An 18,886-nucleotide genomic window follows, 5' to 3' on the forward strand; every position below is an offset into this window, starting at 1 on the left:
AATCGAGATTCCGGATTCGCCCTTCGGGCGCTCCGGAATGACGGGAATGAATTAGGTGCCCGCGGTGAAGAACGAGGCGAGCCGCGTGGTGATATTCTCGGCGATCTCGTTGGCGGCACGGTCCTCCGCATTGCGCAACGCTCGATTACGGGAGAAACGCTGGTAGGAGCCGGGCATGTCGTAGGACACGCGCGAGAACGTCGTGCCGGTCATCACCGACTTATTGGTCGCGATCTCGATCAGGTTGTACTGGGCGTCAACGCTATACGTCTCGGTGGTCGGCAGCGCCGTGCTGGGATCGACGATCAGGGACGACCGGCCGGCGCTGAAGCGCAGCACCAGGCGGTGGGTCGGCGGCATACCCGTGGCGGTGCCGTAGAGCTTGAAGGCAAGGGCGTTACGGATCTCCACCCCGACGCGGGCCTCGCGGGAGGCGTTCGCCTTGTCCACCGGCGGGACGTCGACCCCCATCAGCTTCTCGCGCAGGCCGGGGGTGCCGTCGGTATGCTCGGCATACATCGGCTGGAAGCAGCCGGCTGTCAGCGCCGCCAGAGCGGCGACCGCCAGCAAGCGGGCTGCGATACGGATCCTAGCCGACAACATTCACGATCCTCTTGGGGACGATGATCACCTTGCGGACGGGCTTGCCGTCCAGAGCCAGTTTTACCGCATCAAGGGCCAAAACGGCAGCCTCGATTTCCGGATTCTGGGCAGCTGTTGCAACTGTGACGTCACCCCGCTTCTTGCCGTTGACCTGAACCACCAGGGTCACGCTGTCTTCAACTAGCAAATCGCGTTCGATTTGGGGCCAATTGGCCTCCGAAACCAGCCCGGAATGGCCCAGAACCTGCCAGCACTCCTCGGCCAGATGCGGCATCATCGGGGAGAACAGCTGGACCAGGATCTGGCCGGCCTCCCGGATGGCCCAGGCAAGGTCAGCCGGCGGTTGTCCGGGGCGCTGGAGCACCTCCGAAAACGCATTGGCGAATTCGCGGATATGGGCGAGGCAGACGTTGAAGTGCAGGCGCTCGATGCCGGTGGTAACCTTGTCCAGCGCACCATGGCCGGCCTTGCGCAGGGTGGTCGCATCCGAGCCGAACGAGGCTGGCCGCGCCGCCGGCGCATCCTTGCCGAGTTCCAAGGAGTCGTTCACCAGCCGCCACAGCCGCTGTACGAAGCGCGAAGCGCCCTGGACCCGCTCGTCGCTCCAGATCACGTCACGATCGGGCGGGGAGTCCGACAGCATGAACCAGCGGGCGACGTCGGCGCCGTAGGTCTCGATGATGTCGTCGGGATCGACCGTGTTCTTCTTCGACTTCGACATCTTCTCGATCGGGCCGACCGTGATGTCCTCGCCGGTCGCCATCAGAACCGCGCGCCTGCCGTTACCGCCGATTTCAATCTTCACCTCGGCCGGCTGCACATAGGTGCCGTCGGCCTTCTGGTAGGTCTCGTGCACCACCATGCCCTGGGTGAACATGCCGGCAAATGGCTCATCCAGAGCGATGTGCCCGGTCGCTTTCATCGCGCGGGTAAAGAAGCGGCTGTAGAGCAGATGCAGGATCGCGTGCTCGACGCCGCCGATATACTGGTCCACCGGCAGCATCCGGTTGGCGACCGCAGGCGTCGTCGGTGCGTTCTCGTTCCAGGGGTCGGTGAAGCGCGCAAAGTACCAGGACGAGTCCACGAAGGTGTCCATGGTGTCGGTTTCGCGCTGCGCTTTGCCGCCGCATTTCGGGCAGCTGACATGCTTCCACGTTGGATGGTGATCCAGCGCGTTGCCCGGCTTGTCGAAGCTCACATCCTCCGGCAGCACCACCGGCAGGTCGGCGTCCGGCACCGGCACCACGTCGCACTTCGGACAATGGATCACCGGAATCGGGCAGCCCCAATAGCGCTGGCGTGAAATGCCCCAGTCGCGCAGGCGGAAATTCACCCGGCGCTCGCCGACGGGCGCATTGCCGCGCAGCTCGCTTTCCAGGCGTTTTGCGACTTCATCCTTGGCCTGATCGATGGTCATGCCGTCGAGGAAGCGGGAATTGATCATGCGGCCGTCACCGTCATAGGCGGTGTCGGTGATGACGAAGGATTTCGGATCCTGGCCCTCGGGACAGACGACCGGCGTATTGCCGAGAGCGTATTTGTTGACGAAGTCGAGGTCGCGCTGGTCATGCGCGGGGCAGCCGAAGATCGCGCCGGTGCCGTATTCCATCAGCACGAAATTGGCGACATAGACCGGCAGCTTCCAACTCGGGTCGAACGGATGCACCGCGCGGATGCCGGTGTCAAAACCCTGCTTCTCCGCGGTGTCGATGATCTCCTGCGCGGTGCCGATCTTCTTGATGTCGGCGATGAACTGCGCAAGCTTCGGGTTCTTCGCGGCAGCTGCCTGCGCCAGCGGATGATCCGACGAGATCGCCATGAACTTTGCGCCGAACAGCGTATCCGGGCGCGTCGTGAAAATCTTCAGCTCGCTGTCGCCGGCGGGCGTGGTCGCCTGATCCAGCGCGAAACGGACCAGCAGGCCCTCGGAGCGGCCGATCCAGTTGCGCTGCATGAGGCGCACCTTGTCGGGCCAGCGGTCGAGCCCATCCAGCGCCGACAGCAGTTCCTGCGAGTACTTCGTGATCTTGAAGACCCACTGGCTCATTTCCCGCTGTTCGACAACGGCGCCCGAGCGCCAGCCGCGGCCGTCGATCACCTGCTCGTTGGCGAGCACGGTCATGTCGACCGGATCCCAGTTCAGCTTGCGCTTCTCGCGCTCGGCGAGGCCGGCGGCGAGCATGTCCAGAAACATCTTCTGCTGATGCTTGTAATAGCTGGGGTCGCAGGTCGCGAATTCGCGCGACCAGTCCAGCGACAGCCCGATCGAACGAAGCTGTTTCTTCATCGCGGCGATGTTGTCGTAGGTCCAGGCCTTCGGGGCGACCTTGCGCTCGATGGCGGCGTTCTCGGCCGGCAGGCCGAAAGCGTCCCAGCCCATCGGGTGCAGCACGTTGAACCCCTTGGCGCGCATGAAGCGGGCCAGCACGTCGCCGAGCGTGTAGTTGCGGACATGGCCGATATGGATGCGCCCGGACGGGTAGGGGAACATCTCGAGCACATAGTATTTCGGCCGGGAATCGTCGTTCTTCGAGACGAAGATCGCCTGCTGGTCCCAGGCAGCCTGCCAGCGCGGTTCGGAATCGCGGGCGTTATAGCGTTCGGAGGTCATGGAATCGTTGGGTTTTGTTGGATTCGGCCGTCTAAAGACGGCGGACTAGGCCATAGAAGTCCTCAAGGGGTCAATGGGTTGCCGCGCCCTGGGACCCTCCGCGACTGCCTCGCATGGCTGCCGGGACCGCTCCAGGGGGGATCATGGGGGCGATCCGAGGCCGCAGCCGATCAGGACCCAAAATACCGGCGGCAGCCGGGCGCCGAACTCAACGGCCGCAGGCCAGAGGTCAGCCCGCCATCATCATGTCGGCCGCGCCGCTCTCGATCAGCTGGATGCCGTGCTCCATGACGTTATTGCGGCCGCGGTGCTTGGCGGCGTAGAGCGCGGCGTCGGCGGCTTCGATGAGATCGCCGGGACGCAGGCTCTCATTGGGCTTCGTCGCGGCGACGCCGATCGAGACGGTGACGATCATGTGGGCGGAGGTGATGTGCGGCAGGCAAAGCCTCAGCACGGCCGAGCGCACCTGCTCGCCGATCTCGACGGCGCGGTTCACATCGGTGTTCGGCAGCAGCAGGCAGAATTCCTCGCCGCCATAGCGGGCGGCAAAGCCCATCGTGTCTGCGGCGATGCCGGAGAGCGACTCGCCGAGCCGGGTCAGGCAGGAATCGCCTTCGAGATGGCCATAGGTGTCGTTGAAGAGCTTGAAATGGTCGACGTCGATCATCAGCAGCGCAAGGTCGCTGCCATATTGCTGCGCGCGCATCCACTCGAAGTCGAGCCGGCTCTGGAAGCCGCGGCGGTTGGCAAGCCCCGACAGCATGTCGATCGAGGCCATCACCGTCAGGCGATCGTTGCTCGCGATCAGCTCGCGCTCACGCTGGCTCAGCTGTGCCGCCATCGCGTTGAACGCGCGGGCCAGCGGCACGAACTCGGCCGGCAGGCGATTGCGTGCCGCGCGCGCCGACAGATCGCCCTCGCCGAGACGCTTGGCCATGTCGGCGAGCATCTCGATCGGCTTGATCACGAGTTTTTCCGCGGCGATCAACGCGCCGAGCAGCACGAAGACGACGACGAAAGCGAGCTGGAGATAGGCGGTGCGGATGTCGCGGCTCACCGCCGCGGACACCTTGTCTTCGTCGATGCTGGCGATCAGGCGGGCATTGGTGCCGGCGATGCGGATATAGCTGACCGCGCGGCGGGAGCCGTCGGCGGCGAGGAACGACAGTGAGCCCTCGTCCTGGTCCGACCGCAGCGCCTTGTCGGCGATCGCGGACATCAGCGGCATGTTGTCGAGCGGGCGACCGACTGCGCTGTGCTGATCGGCCGGTGCGGCGAGCACGGTGCCGGCGCTGTCGACCAATACGGCGGTGATGCCGGCGCGGCCGCCGAGATTGCTCATGACCTTCGACATCCAGTCGAGGTTCACGGTGGCGAGCACGACGGCATCGGCTACGCCGCTGAACGCGGACACCGGATAAACCGCCATCACGGTCGGTGACAGCACCGGCCGCGACAGGATGAAATCGCTCAGCACGAAACGGCCGGTTTCCTGCGCCTGCTGGAAGTAAGGCCGGTCACTGAGATCGAGGCCGACATACATGTTGTTGGTGGCGCACTGGATGCGTCCGTCCTGGCCGGCGATCAACAGCGTGCGGATCCAGGGCAGGTTCGACGGCAGGCTTGCGCGCAGCACATCGCAGCTCTTGCTGATGCCGCCGGCGGAGGCGCGGATGAAGGCCTCGGATTTCAGAATGGTCTCGACCGACGAGATCACCTCGCGCTGCGCATCGGCGCTGTGCCTTGCAACGGTGGTGAACTCGGCCGCGGCCTGCGCGATCTGGCTCGTACGTGTGCTCTCGAGCGAACGAATGCGCTCGAGCATCAAGGGCGCGACCAGAATCACCGCGAGCAACGCAAGCCGCGCCCGGATTCCGAGAACCTGCTTGAGTTTCGCTCGTTTGCGGTTGAAACTGACGTTTGCCATCTTCGCTACCCACCCCGGGGGCTAAGGTAAAGCGAAGGGTTCAAAAACTCTTTCTTGAACTCGGTAAAATTGGACTTACCTCGGTTACGATCACAACCAATCGATGTCATGACAGAAGCCAATGCCGCGCCGGTAACCGGCCATTCACCAAACGCGCTCGCCGCGGTCGAAGCCGAAATTGCACGCGCCTGCAAGGAAGCGCGGCGCGATCGTGCCTCGGTCACGCTGATCGCGGTGTCGAAAACGTTCGACGCGGATGCAATTACCCCGGTCATCGCCGCCGGACAGCGCGTATTCGGCGAAAATCGCGTGCAGGAGGCCAAGGGCAAGTGGCCGGCGTTAACGTCCGTTTACCCCGACGTCGCGCTGCATCTGATCGGGCCGCTGCAATCCAACAAGGCGAAAGAGGCGGTCGCGCTGTTCGATGCCATTCATTCGGTTGACCGCCCGAGCATTTGCCAAGCGTTAGCCAAGGAAATCGAATCCCAGAAAAAGCACCCGCAGCTGTTCGTCCAGATCAACACCGGCGAGGAGCCGCAGAAGGCCGGCATCGCCCCCGGCGAGGCCGATGCCTTCCTCGCGAGCTGCCGCGACACCTACGGGCTGACGATCTCGGGACTGATGTGCATCCCGCCGGTGGACGAGCCGCCGGCGGCGCATTTCGCGCTGACCGCCAAGATCGCCGCGCGCAATGGCTTGAAGAATCTCTCAATGGGCATGAGCGCGGATTTCGCCACCGCCATCATGCTCGGCGCCACGCATGTGCGCGTGGGAAGCGCGATCTTCGGGCATCGGTAACAACCGTTAGCGACGGTCGCGCGCGGCAACGGCTCTCGAGTTCGCAATGACGGCGGAGTGTGGGGCTGGCTACGCGAACCCCACCGACGCCTTCCCCAGCACGCCAAAATCCACCGCGAAATGATCGCCGGCCTGGATCGGCAGCGGCGGATGACATGTGCCTGTGGTCACCACCTCCCTTGCCCGCAAGGTGAGGCCGAGCCCGCGCAGCTCATTGGCAAGCCAAGCCAGTGCAGCGCGGGGATCGCTGAGCACGTTCTTGCCGTGGCCGATATAGCGCTGGCCACGGAGCGTGATCTGCGGCCGCTCCTCGACGAGATCCATTGCGCGCCAATTCGCTGACGTCGCTGCGCCCAGCACGAACAGATGTGCGCAGGCATTGTCGGCGATGAGCTGCGCCTCGCCGGCGCCGGCGAAATCGGTAAAGCGCGAATCGGGAATCTCGATCGCGGGATGCAAGGTGTCGACGGCGGCCAGCACCTCGTCGACGGTGTATGGCGCGGTGCGCGGCGGCAGATCGCGCCCCATGCGGAAGCAAAATTCCGGCTCGCCGACGCGCATCGCGTTGCCCGTCATCGACGCGGTGCCGCCATCGGCAATCACAGTGTCGCTCATGATGCGACCGGCCAGCGGTCCGGCGACATTGATATGCTTCTGTCCGGACTCGCTGGTTGCCGCGATCTTCCAGCCGAACAGTTTTCCGGACGACTGCGTTTCGAGCGCGGCCTGGACGGCGTAGCCATCAGTGCGGTTCTGCGGCCGCAGGTTTTGCTCAAGCGCGTCGAGCTTGGTGCCGTCACGCCAATGCCGGACGAGCACGCGCGATGCGGCGTCGATCTGATCCTTCTCGAGCATGTGCCCTCACCCGATGACGATTTTTGTTCTTGGTCCCAGCCGTCGCAGCAATTGTAGCATCGCGGATTTGGTCATGGAGACGCAGCCCGCGGTCGGCCCGAAATTGTCGCGGGCCAGATGCAGGAATACCGCGCTACCGCGGCCGGCAATGCGCGGGCGCGTGTTGTGGTCGATTTCGATGATGAAGTCATAGAGATGGTCGGCCCGCTTGAGCCGGTCACCGCCCTGCTCGCTTCCGAGCCGGATTCCCTGGTTGTAATGACGGTCTTTGGGATCCTCGCACCAGGCGTCCTCGCCGGTGATGATCCGCGCCGGCAGAAAAGTCTGCGGCCGGCTGTGCCGGTCACCCCGCCACCACAATTGCCTGGGATGAAAACTGCCCCTTGGGGTGCCGCCGTCGCCCTCGCGCTTGTTGGCGAGAATGCCGCCCCGCCCGAGCGCCACCGGAATGGTGAGCGGTCCGGCCGTCAGCCAGCCCCGGCGCGGATTGCCGGCGGCAGGCTTAACGCGGATCGCGGACACCGGTCCGGTGCCTCGATTTCTGCTGTAACTGGCTGACACAGCTTTGTTTTTCATGTGAACGTGCAATGTCGAATTCATTACAGGACATTCATCAAAACGCCCTGCTATTCTGAGTTAGAGTGCTTCTGGCTTGTGAATCGGTAACAGCCCACTACTTCAACACGAACAACAATAATAATGGCGACCCCCTAAACTTCCCCTCGCGGCTGGGCGCGGCATGCATGCGCGCCGAGCCGGACTCCAAAAGGATGATACCCCATGGCCAATGCCCGCAAGATCCTGATCGTGGATGACGATACCGATCTGCGCGACACGTTGGTGGAGCAATTATCGCTACACGAAGAATTCGAAGCCTCCGCCGTCGATACCGGCGCCAAGGGCGCGAGCGCCGCAAAGGCCAATTCCCCCGATCTCGTCCTGATGGATGTCGGCCTGCCCGACACCGACGGCCGCGAAGTTGTCCGCTCGCTGCGCAAGGGCGGGTTCAAGGCCCCGATCATCATGCTGACCGGCCATGACACCGATTCCGACACGATTTTGGGCCTGGAATCCGGCGCCAACGACTACGTCGCAAAACCCTTCCGTTTCGCCGTGCTGCTGGCCCGCATCCGCGCCCAGCTCCGCCAGCACGAAGCCAGCGAAGACGCGGTGTTCTCGGTCGGCCCCTACTCCTTCCGTCCGGGCTCCAAGATGCTGACCGCGGCCAATGCGCGCAAGGTGCGGCTGACGGAGAAGGAAACCGCCATCCTCCGCTTCCTCTACCGCGCCGGCCAGATGCCGGTGTCGCGCGAGACCCTGCTCCAGGAGGTCTGGGGCTACAATTCCGGCGTCACCACCCATACGCTGGAAACCCACATCTACCGCCTCCGCCAGAAGATCGAGAAGGACGCCGCCAACCCGGAGATCCTGGTCACGGAAGCCGGTGGCTACAAGCTGGTGCCGTGATACGTTCCAAGGGCGTGCGAATCGTTTTAGATCGCCTGCCCTTGAGCCTCGGATCTGAATGTCAATCGACGACGACGTAGCGCTGCTCGAGCGTGTCCCGACACTGCGCCTGTTGGGAGAGGCCTCGTTGCGCATGCTGGCGATCGGTTCCGAGCAGCGTGACTTTGTCCGCGGCGATATCCTGTTCAATCTCGGTGACGACGCCGATGCAGGTTTCGTGGTTCAGCGCGGCGCCTTCCGGGTCGACGACGGCGCGGGTGCCGAGATGATCGCAGGTCCCGGCGCGCTGATCGGCGAGCTCGCGCTGGTGGTGCCGATGAAGCGGCCGTCGAGCGCAATCGCGCTGGAGCACTCCTCCGTCATCCGCGTCGCGCGCAGCCTGTTCCAGCGCGTGCTCGAAAGCGACCCCGCCGCCGCGGTTCGCCTGCGCGACGAATTCGCGGTGCGCTCCAGCCAGATCGCGAGCGATATATTGATGGCGGGTGCGAAGCTGACGTCCTGATCGTTGTTTCGTAGCCCGGATTACGCGCAGCGAAATCCGGGCTACGGGCTTCCGAGGTTAAATCTCCAGCGTCACCGTGACCGGCACATGGTCCGACGGACGCTCCCAGCTCCGCGCATCGCGCAGAATCCTGAAATCGCTGACCGCGTCCTTCAGCGCGCGCGAGACCCAGATGTGGTCGAGCCTGCGGCCGCGATCGCCGACGGTCCAGTCGGCGGAGCGGTAGCTCCACCACGTATAGACCTTCTCCGACATCGGAATGCGGTCGCGCGCGACGTCGACCCACTCGCCGGCTTCGAGCGCGGCCTTGAGCTTCTCGGTTTCGACCGGCGTGTGCGAGACCACTTTCAGAAGCTGTTTGTGCGACCAGACGTCGTTCTCGTGCGGCGCGACGTTGAGGTCGCCGACCAGGATGTGGCGATCCTCTCCGCGCGGATGCAGTGGCTCGCACGCCTTCATCTCGTCGAGGAAGCGGAGCTTGTGGTCGAACTTCTCGTTCAGCGCGGGATCGGGAATGTCGCCGCCGGCGGGTACGTAGAAATTATGCAGCACCAGCGGCTTGGCGATGCTGGCCTTCTCGCCGAACGACACGGAGATGTGGCGCGAATCCACCTTGTCGCAGAAGGTGCGGATGTCCGTGGACTCGAACGGGATCTTCGAGACGATGGCGACGCCGTGATAGCCCTTCTGCCCGTTCAGCGCGACATGCTCATAGCCGAGCCGCTTGAAGCGCTTCAGCGGAAAGGCGTCGTCGATGCACTTGGTCTCCTGGAGGCACAGCACATCCGGCCGCGCACTCTTGAGGAATTTCGCGACCAGGTCGATGCGCAGCCGCACCGAGTTGATGTTCCAGGTTGTCAGGGAAAAACGCATGAGAGATGCGTCTTAGCATGGATTGTCGCGAGGAAAGCACCCGTGCACGATAGGCCGACTCTGCCCATCCACGACAATCTCTCGTGCCCCGGACGCTGCGCGGCACGAAGTGACGCGCTGCAGAGCCGGGGCCCATCTTGCGGCGCTCTGGGTCCCGGCTCTGCGCCGCACCGCTGCGCGCTGCGTCGCGTCCGGGACACGAAAGCTCAACCCGGCGACGGGCCGTAATTGGTAAAATCGATCTTGAACATGTTGGGATCGAGCTTCTTGCTCGCGTCCAGATTGTAGACCGCGATCGTGGTGTCGTAGCCCTGCGGGTCGGTGACGGTCCACTGCTTGAGCTGGCCGTCCTTGGCGCCGAACATCAGCAGCAGCCGGCTGGTGCCGACCAGCGCCTGCTTCTCCTCGATGGTCACGCTGACGAAGATGTCGTCGGCCGAGACGTTGACGACGTTGGTGTCCTTCATCAGGTCGATGCGATCGGACAGCAGGAAGCGCAGCGGCGTCTGCGACAGCGGATAGACGTCCTGGGTGGCGAGCTTGCGGTCGCGCACCACCAAAGACGAGCCGTCGGCGACGATGTCGATCGGGCTCGGCGCGTCATATTCGAAGCGCACCTTGCCCGGCTTCTGGATGTAGAAATCGCCCTGCGTCTTGCTGCCGTCGGGACCGACCTGGACGAAATTCCCGACCAGCGTCGACAGCGACGACAGATAGGCGCTGACTTTGGCGGCCTGCGCCTTCTGGTTGGCATCGAAGGTCTGGAAGATGCTGCTCGGCACGTTGCGGCGCGGATCCGGGATGACCGGATTCGGCGGCGCTTGCGTTGCGCCGGTCACAGCGGGCCCACCGGCGGCCGCTCCGCCATCGCGGCCCTTCGGCGCGGGTTTTGGCACGGGCACGGTCTGCGCCACGGACGCAGCCGTCACCATCGCGGCGGTGACGAGAAGCACGCCCGCCACACGCGCGCCTCGCGCAGCGATGGTGGCAGCGAATCGAATGTCCGGATGTCTGATCAACGCGTCGTCCTAACGTGGCTGGGCGCCTTTTTAGCGTGATTTCGGGCAAAAGCAGATAACGATTTCGCGTGAAATTATGTTTCGAGGCGCCTCGCCTCACATATGACTGTCTTCTTCCTCGACCAGAATTTCGCGTTTGCCGGCGTGGTTGGCGGGACCGACGATGCCTTCCAGTTCCATACGCTCCATCAGCGATGCGGCGCGGTTATAGCCGATTTGCAGGCGGCGCTGGATGTAGCTGGTCGAGGCCTTGCGGTCGCGTTTGACGATGGCCACGGCCTGTTGGAATAAATCGCCGCCGCCATCCGCGCCCATGCCGCTGGCGTCGAACACGGCGCCGCCGTCCTCGTCCTCGGTCGGCTCTTCGGCCGTAACGGCTTCGAGATATTCCGGCTGGCCCTGCGTCTTGAGGTGGCGCACCACCTTCTCGACTTCGTCGTCGGATGCAAACGGTCCGTGCACGCGGCTGATGCGGCCGCCGCCGGCCATATAGAGCATGTCGCCCTGGCCGAGCAGCTGCTCGGCGCCCATTTCGCCGAGGATGGTGCGGCTGTCGATCTTGGAGGTGACCTGGAAGGCGATGCGGGTCGGGAAGTTCGCCTTGATAGTGCCGGTGATGACGTCGACCGACGGACGCTGCGTCGCCAGGATCACATGCAGGCCGGCGGCGCGCGCCATCTGCGCGAGGCGCTGCACCGCGCCTTCGATGTCCTTGCCGGCGACCATCATCAGGTCGGCCATTTCGTCGACGATGATGACGATATAGGGCAGCGGATCGAGCGAGAGCTTCTCTTCCTCGTAGATCGCCTTGCCGGTCTCCTTGTCGAATCCGGTGTGAACCGTGCGTGTCGGCTCTTCGCCCTTGGCCTTCAACTCGAGCAGGCGCGTGTTGTAGCCGTCGATGTTGCGCACACCGAGCTTGGCCATGTTCTTGTAGCGCTCTTCCATCTCGCGCACGGCCCATTTCAGCGCGACCACCGCCTTCTTCGGGTCGGTCACGACGGGTGTGAGCAAATGGGGAATGCCGTCATAGACGGAGAGTTCGAGCATCTTCGGGTCGACCATGATCAGGCGGCACTGGTCCGGACGCAGCCGGTAAACCAGGCTGAGGATCATGGTGTTGATCGCGACCGACTTGCCCGAGCCGGTGGTGCCTGCGATCAGCATGTGCGGCGTGCGCGCGAGATCGATGATGACGGGGTCGCCGCCGATGGTCTTGCCGAGGCAGAGCGGCAGTTTCGCAACCGAATCGACCGTCTCCTTGGCGACCAGCAGCTCGCGCAGATAGACCTTCTCGCGATGCGCGTTAGGTAGCTCGATGCCGATGGCGTTGCGGCCGGGCACGACGGCGACGCGCGCCGACAGCGCGCTCATCGAGCGGGCGATGTCGTCGGCAAGGCCGATCACGCGCGACGACTTGATGCCGGGCGCCGGCTCCAGCTCGTACAGCGTGACGACGGGACCCGGATTGGCCTTCACGATTTCGCCGCGCACGCCAAAGTCTTGCAGCACGCCTTCGAGCGCGCGCGAATTGGCTTCCAGCTCGGCCTTGCTGAGCGGCTGGCGATCACCCGCCTTGGGCGCGGCCAGCACAGACACGGACGGAAGCTCGAACTTGTCGGAGGACTTTTTGGCCGCAGCCTTCGGCGCCACTTTCTTGCGCGGAGCGCGCGCGACAGGCTCCTCCTCTTCCTCGTCGTCTTCCTCTTCCTCGTGCTCGTCCTCGTAGTCCTCGTCTTCGGACTGCGGCGAGATCGGGGGCGCCGCGCGACTACCACCGAGACTGGGTTCCTGGCGGCTGAACGCAACGGCCTTGGTCTTGGGTCCGCTCGAGACCAGCGAACGGTAAGCGGCACCACACAGCCACATCAACCGAGCCTTGGTGCTCATCAGTGCGTGGAACAGCCAGCCCAGCGACACCGAACCGCGATCGCTCTCCTCGTCTTCATCGAGCGGCTTGTCGTCATCCTCGATCTCGGCGAGCTCGTCGTCATGCTCGCGCGCGCCAAGCCCGCAGGCGATCAGGAAAGTCGCGGCCATCGCCGCGAACAGGATCACGCCGAGAACAGTGCGATAGATCGTGCCGGGCGGCCCGAAGATCACCGCAGGCGCGCGCACCAGGGCATCGCCGACCACGCCGCCGAGCCCGGTCGGCAGCGGCCACGCGCCGCCATGCGGCCAGCAGCTGACAAAGCCTGCCGCGATCACCGTGCAAAGAATCCAGCAGCCGAGCCGCAGCGCCTCGCGGTCGAACGGGCGATGCGTCATCATCCGCCAGCCCCAGACCGCGACGGTCAGGACCAGCATGATCGCGCCGAGCCCGAGGATCTGCATCGCGAGGTCGGCGCCGATCGCGCCGGCATAACCGAGAATGTTGCGGATCGGCCGCGAGGTCGCGTGGCTGAGGCTGGGATCCTGCACCGACCAGGTCATCATCGCCGCCGAGGCGACGCCCGATAGCGCGATCAGGCCGAAGCCGGTGAGCTCGCGCATACGCCGTGCCAGCCCCTCGCGGATCGAGGGCGGCAGATGGCCGACCAGTGGAATGACACGTTCGATTGCCGACATGCTCACGGGCCCCGCCTAACCCAGAGTCTCGACCAGGCGGTGCAACGCCTGCGCCGTGGTCTCGCTATCCTGCACCAGCGCAAGGCGAATATAGCCCGCGCCGGGATTGAAGCCGTCGGGCTGGAGCCGCGCCAAAAAGCTGCCGGGCACCACGCGCACGCCTGCTTCCTTGAAGAGTTTCAGACACACCGACACGTCGTCGCCGAGCTCCGACGTGTTGAGCCAGACGCAGAAGCCGGCGTCGGGCCGGCGATAGCCGTAACGATTGCCGATGATCTGGTCGGCGAGATTGAACTTGATCCGATACAGCCTGCGGTTCTCCTCGACATGCGCCTCGTCGCCGTAAGCAACGGTCGCGACATGCTGGAGCGGCACCGGCACCTGGGGCGCTGCGATGTTGCGCTGCTCGAGGAACATGCCGATGAACTTCTTGTCGCCGGCGGCGAAGCCGACGCGCAGGCCCGGCAGGTTGGAGCGCTTCGACAGCGACTGGAACGCAACCACGCGGGTGAAGTCGGGGCCGGCGCATTCGAGCGCGCTGCCCGGGGCCTCGCGGGTGTAGATCTCGGAATAGCACTCGTCGCTGAGGATCACGAAGCCGTAGCGGTCGGCGAGCTGCTTCAACCGCCTGAAATAATCGGGCCTAGCGACCGAGCCCTGCGGATTGGCGGGCGAAGCCAGATAGAACGCCACCGTGCGCGCCAGCGTCGCCTCGTCGATGGCGTCGAGATCGGGCAGGAAGCCGTTTTCGACCGTGGTCGGCAGGTAGACCGGCTCGCAGGCGGCGGCGCGGGCGCCGGCGCCATAGACCGGATAGAACGGGTTCGGCATCAGGATGGCGGGCTTGCCGGGACGCGGGCCGACATAGCGCGCAGCCGTGATCGCAGCGAGGAACAGCCCCTCGCGGCTGCCATTGAGGACGAGCATCTCGCTCTTGGGGTCGAGCGGCCGTGGCAGCTTGAAGCGCGACGATAGCCAGGTGCTCGCCGCCGTGCGGAACGGCTCGGTGCCCTGGTTCATCGGGTAGCGGCCGAAATCGGCGATGTGCTTGGCCAGGACCGGGCCGACGAAATCGGGTACGGGATGCTGCGGCTCGCCGACGGCAAGCGAAATCAAGGGCTTGCCCGGCTGATGGGGGGCCAGCAGCTCGTTCAGCCGGACGAAGGGCGAGCGTTCGGAATCGGAGCTTCCACCTTCCAGCGGCGCACGGGATGAAGCGGTCATAGCCATTCTGGACGCCAGCACTCTTGGAACAGCCGGTCGCGCAAAAGCGCCGGCGGGAAGCGGTTCAGTTCACCATAGATAGGGCGAGGTTAAGACGCGATTAACCATCGGCGGGCGGGTCCGTCCAGAGCCGAATAATTAGACCGGATAACAACGGGATGCGGGGCATGCGCAAGGCTTGATGATGCCCTTGTCGGCGATGTGGATGTTTCAGCGACGTCATGCCCGGGACAAACCCGGACATGACGAACTTCGTGAAGTCGGCGCGCCTCAGTGCCCCGGCAACTTCTCGAACGTCGCCATGCCAGCGGGGATGGCGTGAAACTCCTGCTTGTCGCAGGTGTAGATCGCCATCTGCGGATGGAACTGCTCGGGCTCGTCCAGCGTGCCGACCTTGAGGATTGCGGCGGGCAGGCCCGGGACCTTGGTCACCAAATGCGTGCCGCATTCGGCGCAGAATTCGCGCGTTACGGCGCGCTCGAGGTCCTTGCGGGTGAATTGCTTGGGCTGCCCGATGATGTAGCTGAAGCCGGCGGCCGGCATCGCGATGAAGGTGTTGGGTGCGCCGCCCGAGATGTATTGGCACTCGCGGCAATGACACTGCGCCTGCATCATCGGGTCGCCCTCGGCGACATAGCGCACTTCGCCGCAATAGCATCCGCCTTCCAAACGCATGACGACCTCCCGTTTGTTGTTCTTGAGGTCGATATTTCTGCGCCGGCGGTGCGGAATGGCAATCCTTTTCTTCGATCCACGAGCCAAAAAGAAAGGGGCTCCAACTTGCGCTGGAGCCCCTCAACGGTCGGGGCATTGCCGGGTATGTGCCCAAACCGTAGTTGTGGACGCGGTCCCCGAGGAGACCGCGCCCGGGAGGAGAGGTTACATGTTGTAGGCGCGTTCGGTGTGCTCGGTGATGTCGAGGCCTTCACGCTCGCTCTCGACATTGGCGCGGAGGCCAACGATCACATCGACGACCTTGTAGAGGATCGCCGAACCGATGCCCGACCAGACCAGCGTGGTGCAGACGCCCCAGAGCTGGGAGATCATCTGCGCCGCGAAGTCGTAATCGGCAACCTTCGGCGGGATCGCGGTGTAGTCGATGATGCCGGCGCCGCCGAGGGCGGGGTTCACCAGGATGCCGGTACCGAGGGCGCCGATGATGCCGCCGACGCAGTGCACGCCGAACACATCGAGGGAGTCGTCGTAGCCGATCGCGTTCTTCACGACGGTGCAGAAGAACAGGCAGACCACGCCGACCACGAGGCCGAGGACGATCGCACCCATGACGCCGGAGAAGCCGGCGGCAGGCGTGACGGCCACGAGACCCGCGACAGCGCCGGAGATGACGCCGAGCACCGACGGGTGACCCTTCACGATCCACTCCGCGAACATCCACGACAGCGCGGCGGCTGCGGTGGCGACGAAGGAGTTGGTCATGGCGAGGGCAGCGCCGCCGTTGGCTTCGAGGTTGGAGCCGGCGTTGAAGCCGAACCAGCCGACCCAGAGCAGCGAGGCGCCGATCATCGACATGGTCAGCGAGTGCGGAGCCATCAGCTCCTTGCCGTAGCCGGTGCGCTTGCCGATCAGGAGAGCGCCGACGAGACCTGCGATGCCGGCGTTGATGTGCACCACGGTGCCGCCAGCAAAGTCGATCGCGCCCTTCTTGAAGATCCAGCCGGCGTCGGCGTTGACCTCGTCGAGCTTGGCCTGCGCCGCGGTCTTCGCCGCCGCATCAGTCGCCGCAGCCAGAGCCTTGGCTGCGTCCTGGATCATGTCCGGGCCGGGCCAGTACCAGACCATGTGCGCGATCGGGAAGTAGATCAGCGTGACCCAGAGCGGGATGAACAGGGCGATCGCCGAGAACTTCATGCGTTCGGCGAAGGCGCCGACGATGAGGGCGGGCGTGATCGCCGCGAAGGTCATCTGGAAGCACATATAGATGAGCTCCGAGATGTTGGCGTCGACCGAGAAGGTCGCGGCCTTCGAGTCGGTGGTGACGCCCATCATGAAGGCCTTGGTAAAGCCGCCGATGAAGTCGGAACCACCGGTGAAGGCAAGGCTGTAGCCGTAGACGGCCCAGATCACGGTGACGACGCAGACGGTGTAGAACACCTGCATCAGAACGGAGAGCATGTTCTTGGAACGGACGAGGCCGCCGTAGAACAGCGCGAGGCCGGGGATCGTCATCAACAGCACGAGTACTGTCGATGTCAGCATCCAGGCGTTGTCTCCCTTGTTGACCGTTGGCTCGGCATAGGCTGCGGTCGCAGCGAACAGGCCGACTGCGAGAGCCGCCAATCCCGCGCCATAGGGACGCTTAAACGTCATTTTATTCACTCCTGATTGGTAAAGGTTGAGCGCGAAATCAGAGGGCCGCGGCATCGGCCTCGCCGGTGCGGATGCGAACCGCATGGTCGAGGTTGATGACGAAGATCTTGCCGTCACCGATCTGTCCGGTTTTCGCGGCGGACGTGATGGCGTCGATGGTCTTGTCGACCTGGTCGGAAGCGACAGCGACCTCGATCTTGATCTTGGGCAGGAAACTCACGGCATATTCAGCGCCGCGATAGATTTCCGTATGGCCCTTCTGGCGGCCATATCCCTTGACTTCCGTCACCGTAAGACCGTGAACGCCGATGGCGGTCAGGGCGTCACGGACTTCTTCCAGCTTGAATGGCTTGATAATCGCCATAACAATTTTCATGGGTCCTATCCCCGCTTGGGCCCGGTCCGGACATGGCCGGGCGTTTCTCGACTGGTTCGCCACGGAGAAGTTCACTACGCGGGCACAGCCACGACCCTTAGAATCAAATGCCGTGCCAGATCGGGCGCATTGCCTAACGGACTATGAAAACGGGTGTTTTCGCGTTTGACGCGTATTGCGGCGCAGTGCGCTATTACGTCGCGCTCAAAACGTGGTCATATCTGATCAAAAAGAGTGCACGACAGGCTGCCGACACAATTGCTGCTCACGTGTCGGGCAGCGTGACGGTATTTAATTACAGAAGAAGCCCGCCAAAGGGCCCCACCGCCCTGCGAAATATCGAACCGACCCTGGGCCTGCTCACGGGATGCGCGAAATCGGTCTGGGGCGTCAGGCGGCCTCGCGCGCCGCGAAGACCCGGTCGACCAGTCCCCATTCGACCCCTTGCTGCGCGGTCATGAAGTGGTCGCGGTCCAGGGTCCGTTCCACCTCCGCCTCGGTGCGCCCGCAATGCTGCGCGTAGAGCCTGATGATGCGCCGCTTGGTCTCCTGCATTTCGTTGGCATGGATCAGGACGTCGGAGGCCTGGCCCTGGAAACCGCCGAGCGGCTGATGCACGTGGAGGCTCGCGTTGGGCAGCGCGGCGCGGTGGCCCGGCTCGCCGGCCATCAGCAGGAACGAGCCCATCGAGCGCGCGGTGCCCATGCACAGCGTATGAACCGGCGCCTTGATGAACTGCATGGTATCGTACATGGCGAGGCCCGAGGTGACCACGCCGCCATAGGAGTTGATGTAGAGATTGATCGGCCTGTTCGGATTCTCCGCCTCCAGGAACAACAATTGCGCGCAGACGAGGCCCGACATCGCATCGTTGACCTCGCCGTTGAGGAAGATGATGCGCTCGCGCAGCAGCCGCGAATAGATGTCGAAGGATCGTTCGCCGCGGGCGGATTGTTCGACGACCATAGGGACGAGCTGAAGCATGTCGCGCATCGGCGACCTCCATGTCTGCAGGGGATGAAGTGTTTTGTTGTCAGGCTGCCGCGCGCATCAGGCAGCCATTGCTGTTGGCCGGCTGCGGCAGCTTCATGCCGATGTCGCAGGCTTGCTGGATGATGCGAAAGCGGGTGCCGCCTGACACGTTCGGCTCGAGCCGGAAGATGACGTGGCTTTCGCGAAACGGCGGTTCGGAATCGCGAAGCCGGTAGCGCACCTCTTCGCCTGCGATCATTGCTTCCGGTTCGGCGCCCGCAAGGTCGCAGTCCGGCAGCCAGCGTTCGCGCAATTCAGGAATGGTCACGGCGCGCCAGACTTTTGCGGGTGGCGCATCGAACTCATATTCGAGCACCAGGGCTTCATCGGAGGGATCAGGCTTCACGGCGTCGCTCATTGATCCATATCCTTCAGGAGGTCAGCGAGTGCTTCCATGCGCTTCGGCCAATAGGCGCGGTAGCGCGCAAGCCATGCCCCGATGGCGACGATTCCGTCGGGGTCGACTTCGTAATTCACAAAGCGGCCCTGCCGCTGTTCGCGCACCAGGCCCGCCGCGCGCAGCACCGAAAGATGCTGGGACATCGCGGGCTGGCTGATCTCCAATCCGTCGCGCAAAGCGCTCGCATTCAGGCTTCCGCCGGCGAGCTTCTCAAAGACTTTGCGGCGGGTCGGGTCGGCGAGCGCCTTGAAGATGTCGGCTTCGATCATGACAACACATAAGCACGCGCTTATGTGTTGCGCA

General features: G+C 64.1%; 18 protein-coding genes. 3 read left to right on the plus strand and 15 right to left on the minus strand.

Annotated elements, in window-relative coordinates; translation table 11 throughout:
* Nucleotides 1-51: 51 nt before the first annotated feature.
* From lptE to AC1RR3_RS19115, 3 genes are all read right to left on the minus strand, one after another.
* A complete protein-coding gene (gene lptE / locus AC1RR3_RS19105) occupies nucleotides 52-603 on the minus strand; it encodes an LPS assembly lipoprotein LptE (RefSeq protein WP_492824650.1) in 552 nt (183 codons plus the stop codon).
* A complete protein-coding gene (gene leuS, locus AC1RR3_RS19110) occupies nucleotides 590-3,214 on the minus strand; it encodes a leucine--tRNA ligase (protein WP_492824651.1) in 2,625 nt (874 codons plus the stop codon). The genes lptE and leuS overlap by 14 nt, the downstream gene beginning before the upstream one ends.
* A 229-nt stretch (nucleotides 3,215-3,443) precedes the next feature.
* On the minus strand, nucleotides 3,444-5,141 hold the full coding sequence (locus AC1RR3_RS19115) for a diguanylate cyclase domain-containing protein (RefSeq protein ID WP_492824652.1): 1,698 nt from the start codon (nucleotides 5,139-5,141) through the stop codon (nucleotides 3,444-3,446).
* Nucleotides 5,142-5,249: 108 nt separating this feature from the next.
* Here AC1RR3_RS19115 and AC1RR3_RS19120 point away from each other — a divergent pair, with 108 nt between their 5' ends.
* Nucleotides 5,250-5,939, plus strand: a complete 690-nt coding sequence (locus AC1RR3_RS19120) for a YggS family pyridoxal phosphate-dependent enzyme (protein ID WP_492824739.1) — start codon at nucleotides 5,250-5,252, stop codon at nucleotides 5,937-5,939.
* Between the two features lie 69 nt (nucleotides 5,940-6,008).
* On the opposite strand, the gene AC1RR3_RS19125 is transcribed toward AC1RR3_RS19120, so the two are convergent.
* Complete coding sequence (locus AC1RR3_RS19125; protein WP_492824653.1) at nucleotides 6,009-6,794, minus strand: 2-keto-4-pentenoate hydratase; 786 nt, start codon at nucleotides 6,792-6,794, stop codon at nucleotides 6,009-6,011.
* A 6-nt stretch (nucleotides 6,795-6,800) separates the two neighbouring features.
* On the minus strand, nucleotides 6,801-7,370 hold the full coding sequence (locus AC1RR3_RS19130; RefSeq protein WP_492824740.1) for a L,D-transpeptidase family protein: 570 nt from the start codon (nucleotides 7,368-7,370) through the stop codon (nucleotides 6,801-6,803).
* Nucleotides 7,371-7,574: 204 nt separating this feature from the next.
* On the opposite strand from AC1RR3_RS19130, the gene AC1RR3_RS19135 reads away from it, so the two are divergent.
* Together AC1RR3_RS19135 and AC1RR3_RS19140 are read left to right on the plus strand one after the other, a co-directional pair.
* Nucleotides 7,575-8,261, plus strand: coding sequence for a response regulator transcription factor (locus tag AC1RR3_RS19135; protein WP_008142830.1), 687 nt, complete (start codon nucleotides 7,575-7,577; stop codon nucleotides 8,259-8,261).
* 58 nt (nucleotides 8,262-8,319) lie between these two features.
* A complete protein-coding gene (locus tag AC1RR3_RS19140; protein WP_492824654.1) occupies nucleotides 8,320-8,763 on the plus strand; it encodes a cyclic nucleotide-binding domain-containing protein in 444 nt (147 codons plus the stop codon).
* Nucleotides 8,764-8,820: 57 nt separating this feature from the next.
* Here the strand turns inward: AC1RR3_RS19140 and xth are convergent, their stop codons facing one another.
* From xth to AC1RR3_RS19190, 10 genes are all read right to left on the minus strand, one after another.
* Nucleotides 8,821-9,636, minus strand: coding sequence for an exodeoxyribonuclease III (xth, locus tag AC1RR3_RS19145; RefSeq protein WP_492824655.1), 816 nt, complete (start codon nucleotides 9,634-9,636; stop codon nucleotides 8,821-8,823).
* Between the two features lie 206 nt (nucleotides 9,637-9,842).
* Nucleotides 9,843-10,598, minus strand: a complete 756-nt coding sequence (locus AC1RR3_RS19150; RefSeq protein WP_492824656.1) for an outer membrane lipoprotein carrier protein LolA — start codon at nucleotides 10,596-10,598, stop codon at nucleotides 9,843-9,845.
* 153 nt (nucleotides 10,599-10,751) lie between these two features.
* On the minus strand, nucleotides 10,752-13,229 hold the full coding sequence (locus tag AC1RR3_RS19155) for a DNA translocase FtsK (protein ID WP_492824657.1): 2,478 nt from the start codon (nucleotides 13,227-13,229) through the stop codon (nucleotides 10,752-10,754).
* 9 nt (nucleotides 13,230-13,238) lie between these two features.
* Complete coding sequence (locus AC1RR3_RS19160) at nucleotides 13,239-14,453, minus strand: aminotransferase class I/II-fold pyridoxal phosphate-dependent enzyme (RefSeq protein WP_492824658.1); 1,215 nt, start codon at nucleotides 14,451-14,453, stop codon at nucleotides 13,239-13,241.
* 264 nt (nucleotides 14,454-14,717) lie between these two features.
* The gene (locus AC1RR3_RS19165; RefSeq protein WP_135178623.1) at nucleotides 14,718-15,122 is read right to left on the minus strand and encodes a GFA family protein; all 405 of its coding nucleotides are present in this window, start codon (nucleotides 15,120-15,122) and stop codon (nucleotides 14,718-14,720) included.
* Between the two features lie 204 nt (nucleotides 15,123-15,326).
* Nucleotides 15,327-16,775: an ammonium transporter gene (locus AC1RR3_RS19170; RefSeq protein ID WP_492824659.1), complete on the minus strand. Its 1,449-nt coding sequence runs from the start codon at nucleotides 16,773-16,775 to the stop codon at nucleotides 15,327-15,329.
* A gap of 37 nt (nucleotides 16,776-16,812) precedes the next feature.
* Nucleotides 16,813-17,151: a P-II family nitrogen regulator gene (locus tag AC1RR3_RS19175; protein WP_008142813.1), complete on the minus strand. Its 339-nt coding sequence runs from the start codon at nucleotides 17,149-17,151 to the stop codon at nucleotides 16,813-16,815.
* Nucleotides 17,152-17,541: 390 nt separating this feature from the next.
* Nucleotides 17,542-18,144 carry an ATP-dependent Clp protease proteolytic subunit gene (locus AC1RR3_RS19180; protein WP_492824660.1) on the minus strand — a complete coding sequence of 201 codons (603 nt, stop codon included), beginning with the start codon at nucleotides 18,142-18,144 and terminating at the stop codon, nucleotides 17,542-17,544.
* Nucleotides 18,145-18,184: 40 nt separating this feature from the next.
* Complete coding sequence (locus AC1RR3_RS19185; RefSeq protein WP_492824661.1) at nucleotides 18,185-18,541, minus strand: SRPBCC family protein; 357 nt, start codon at nucleotides 18,539-18,541, stop codon at nucleotides 18,185-18,187.
* Nucleotides 18,538-18,852, minus strand: coding sequence for an ArsR/SmtB family transcription factor (locus tag AC1RR3_RS19190; RefSeq protein ID WP_018646000.1), 315 nt, complete (start codon nucleotides 18,850-18,852; stop codon nucleotides 18,538-18,540). Before AC1RR3_RS19190 ends, AC1RR3_RS19185 begins: the two co-directional genes overlap by 4 nt.
* Between the last annotated feature and the right edge of the window lie 34 nt (nucleotides 18,853-18,886).

This window comes from Bradyrhizobium sp. GW821-FHT13H05, from assembly GCF_058804065.1.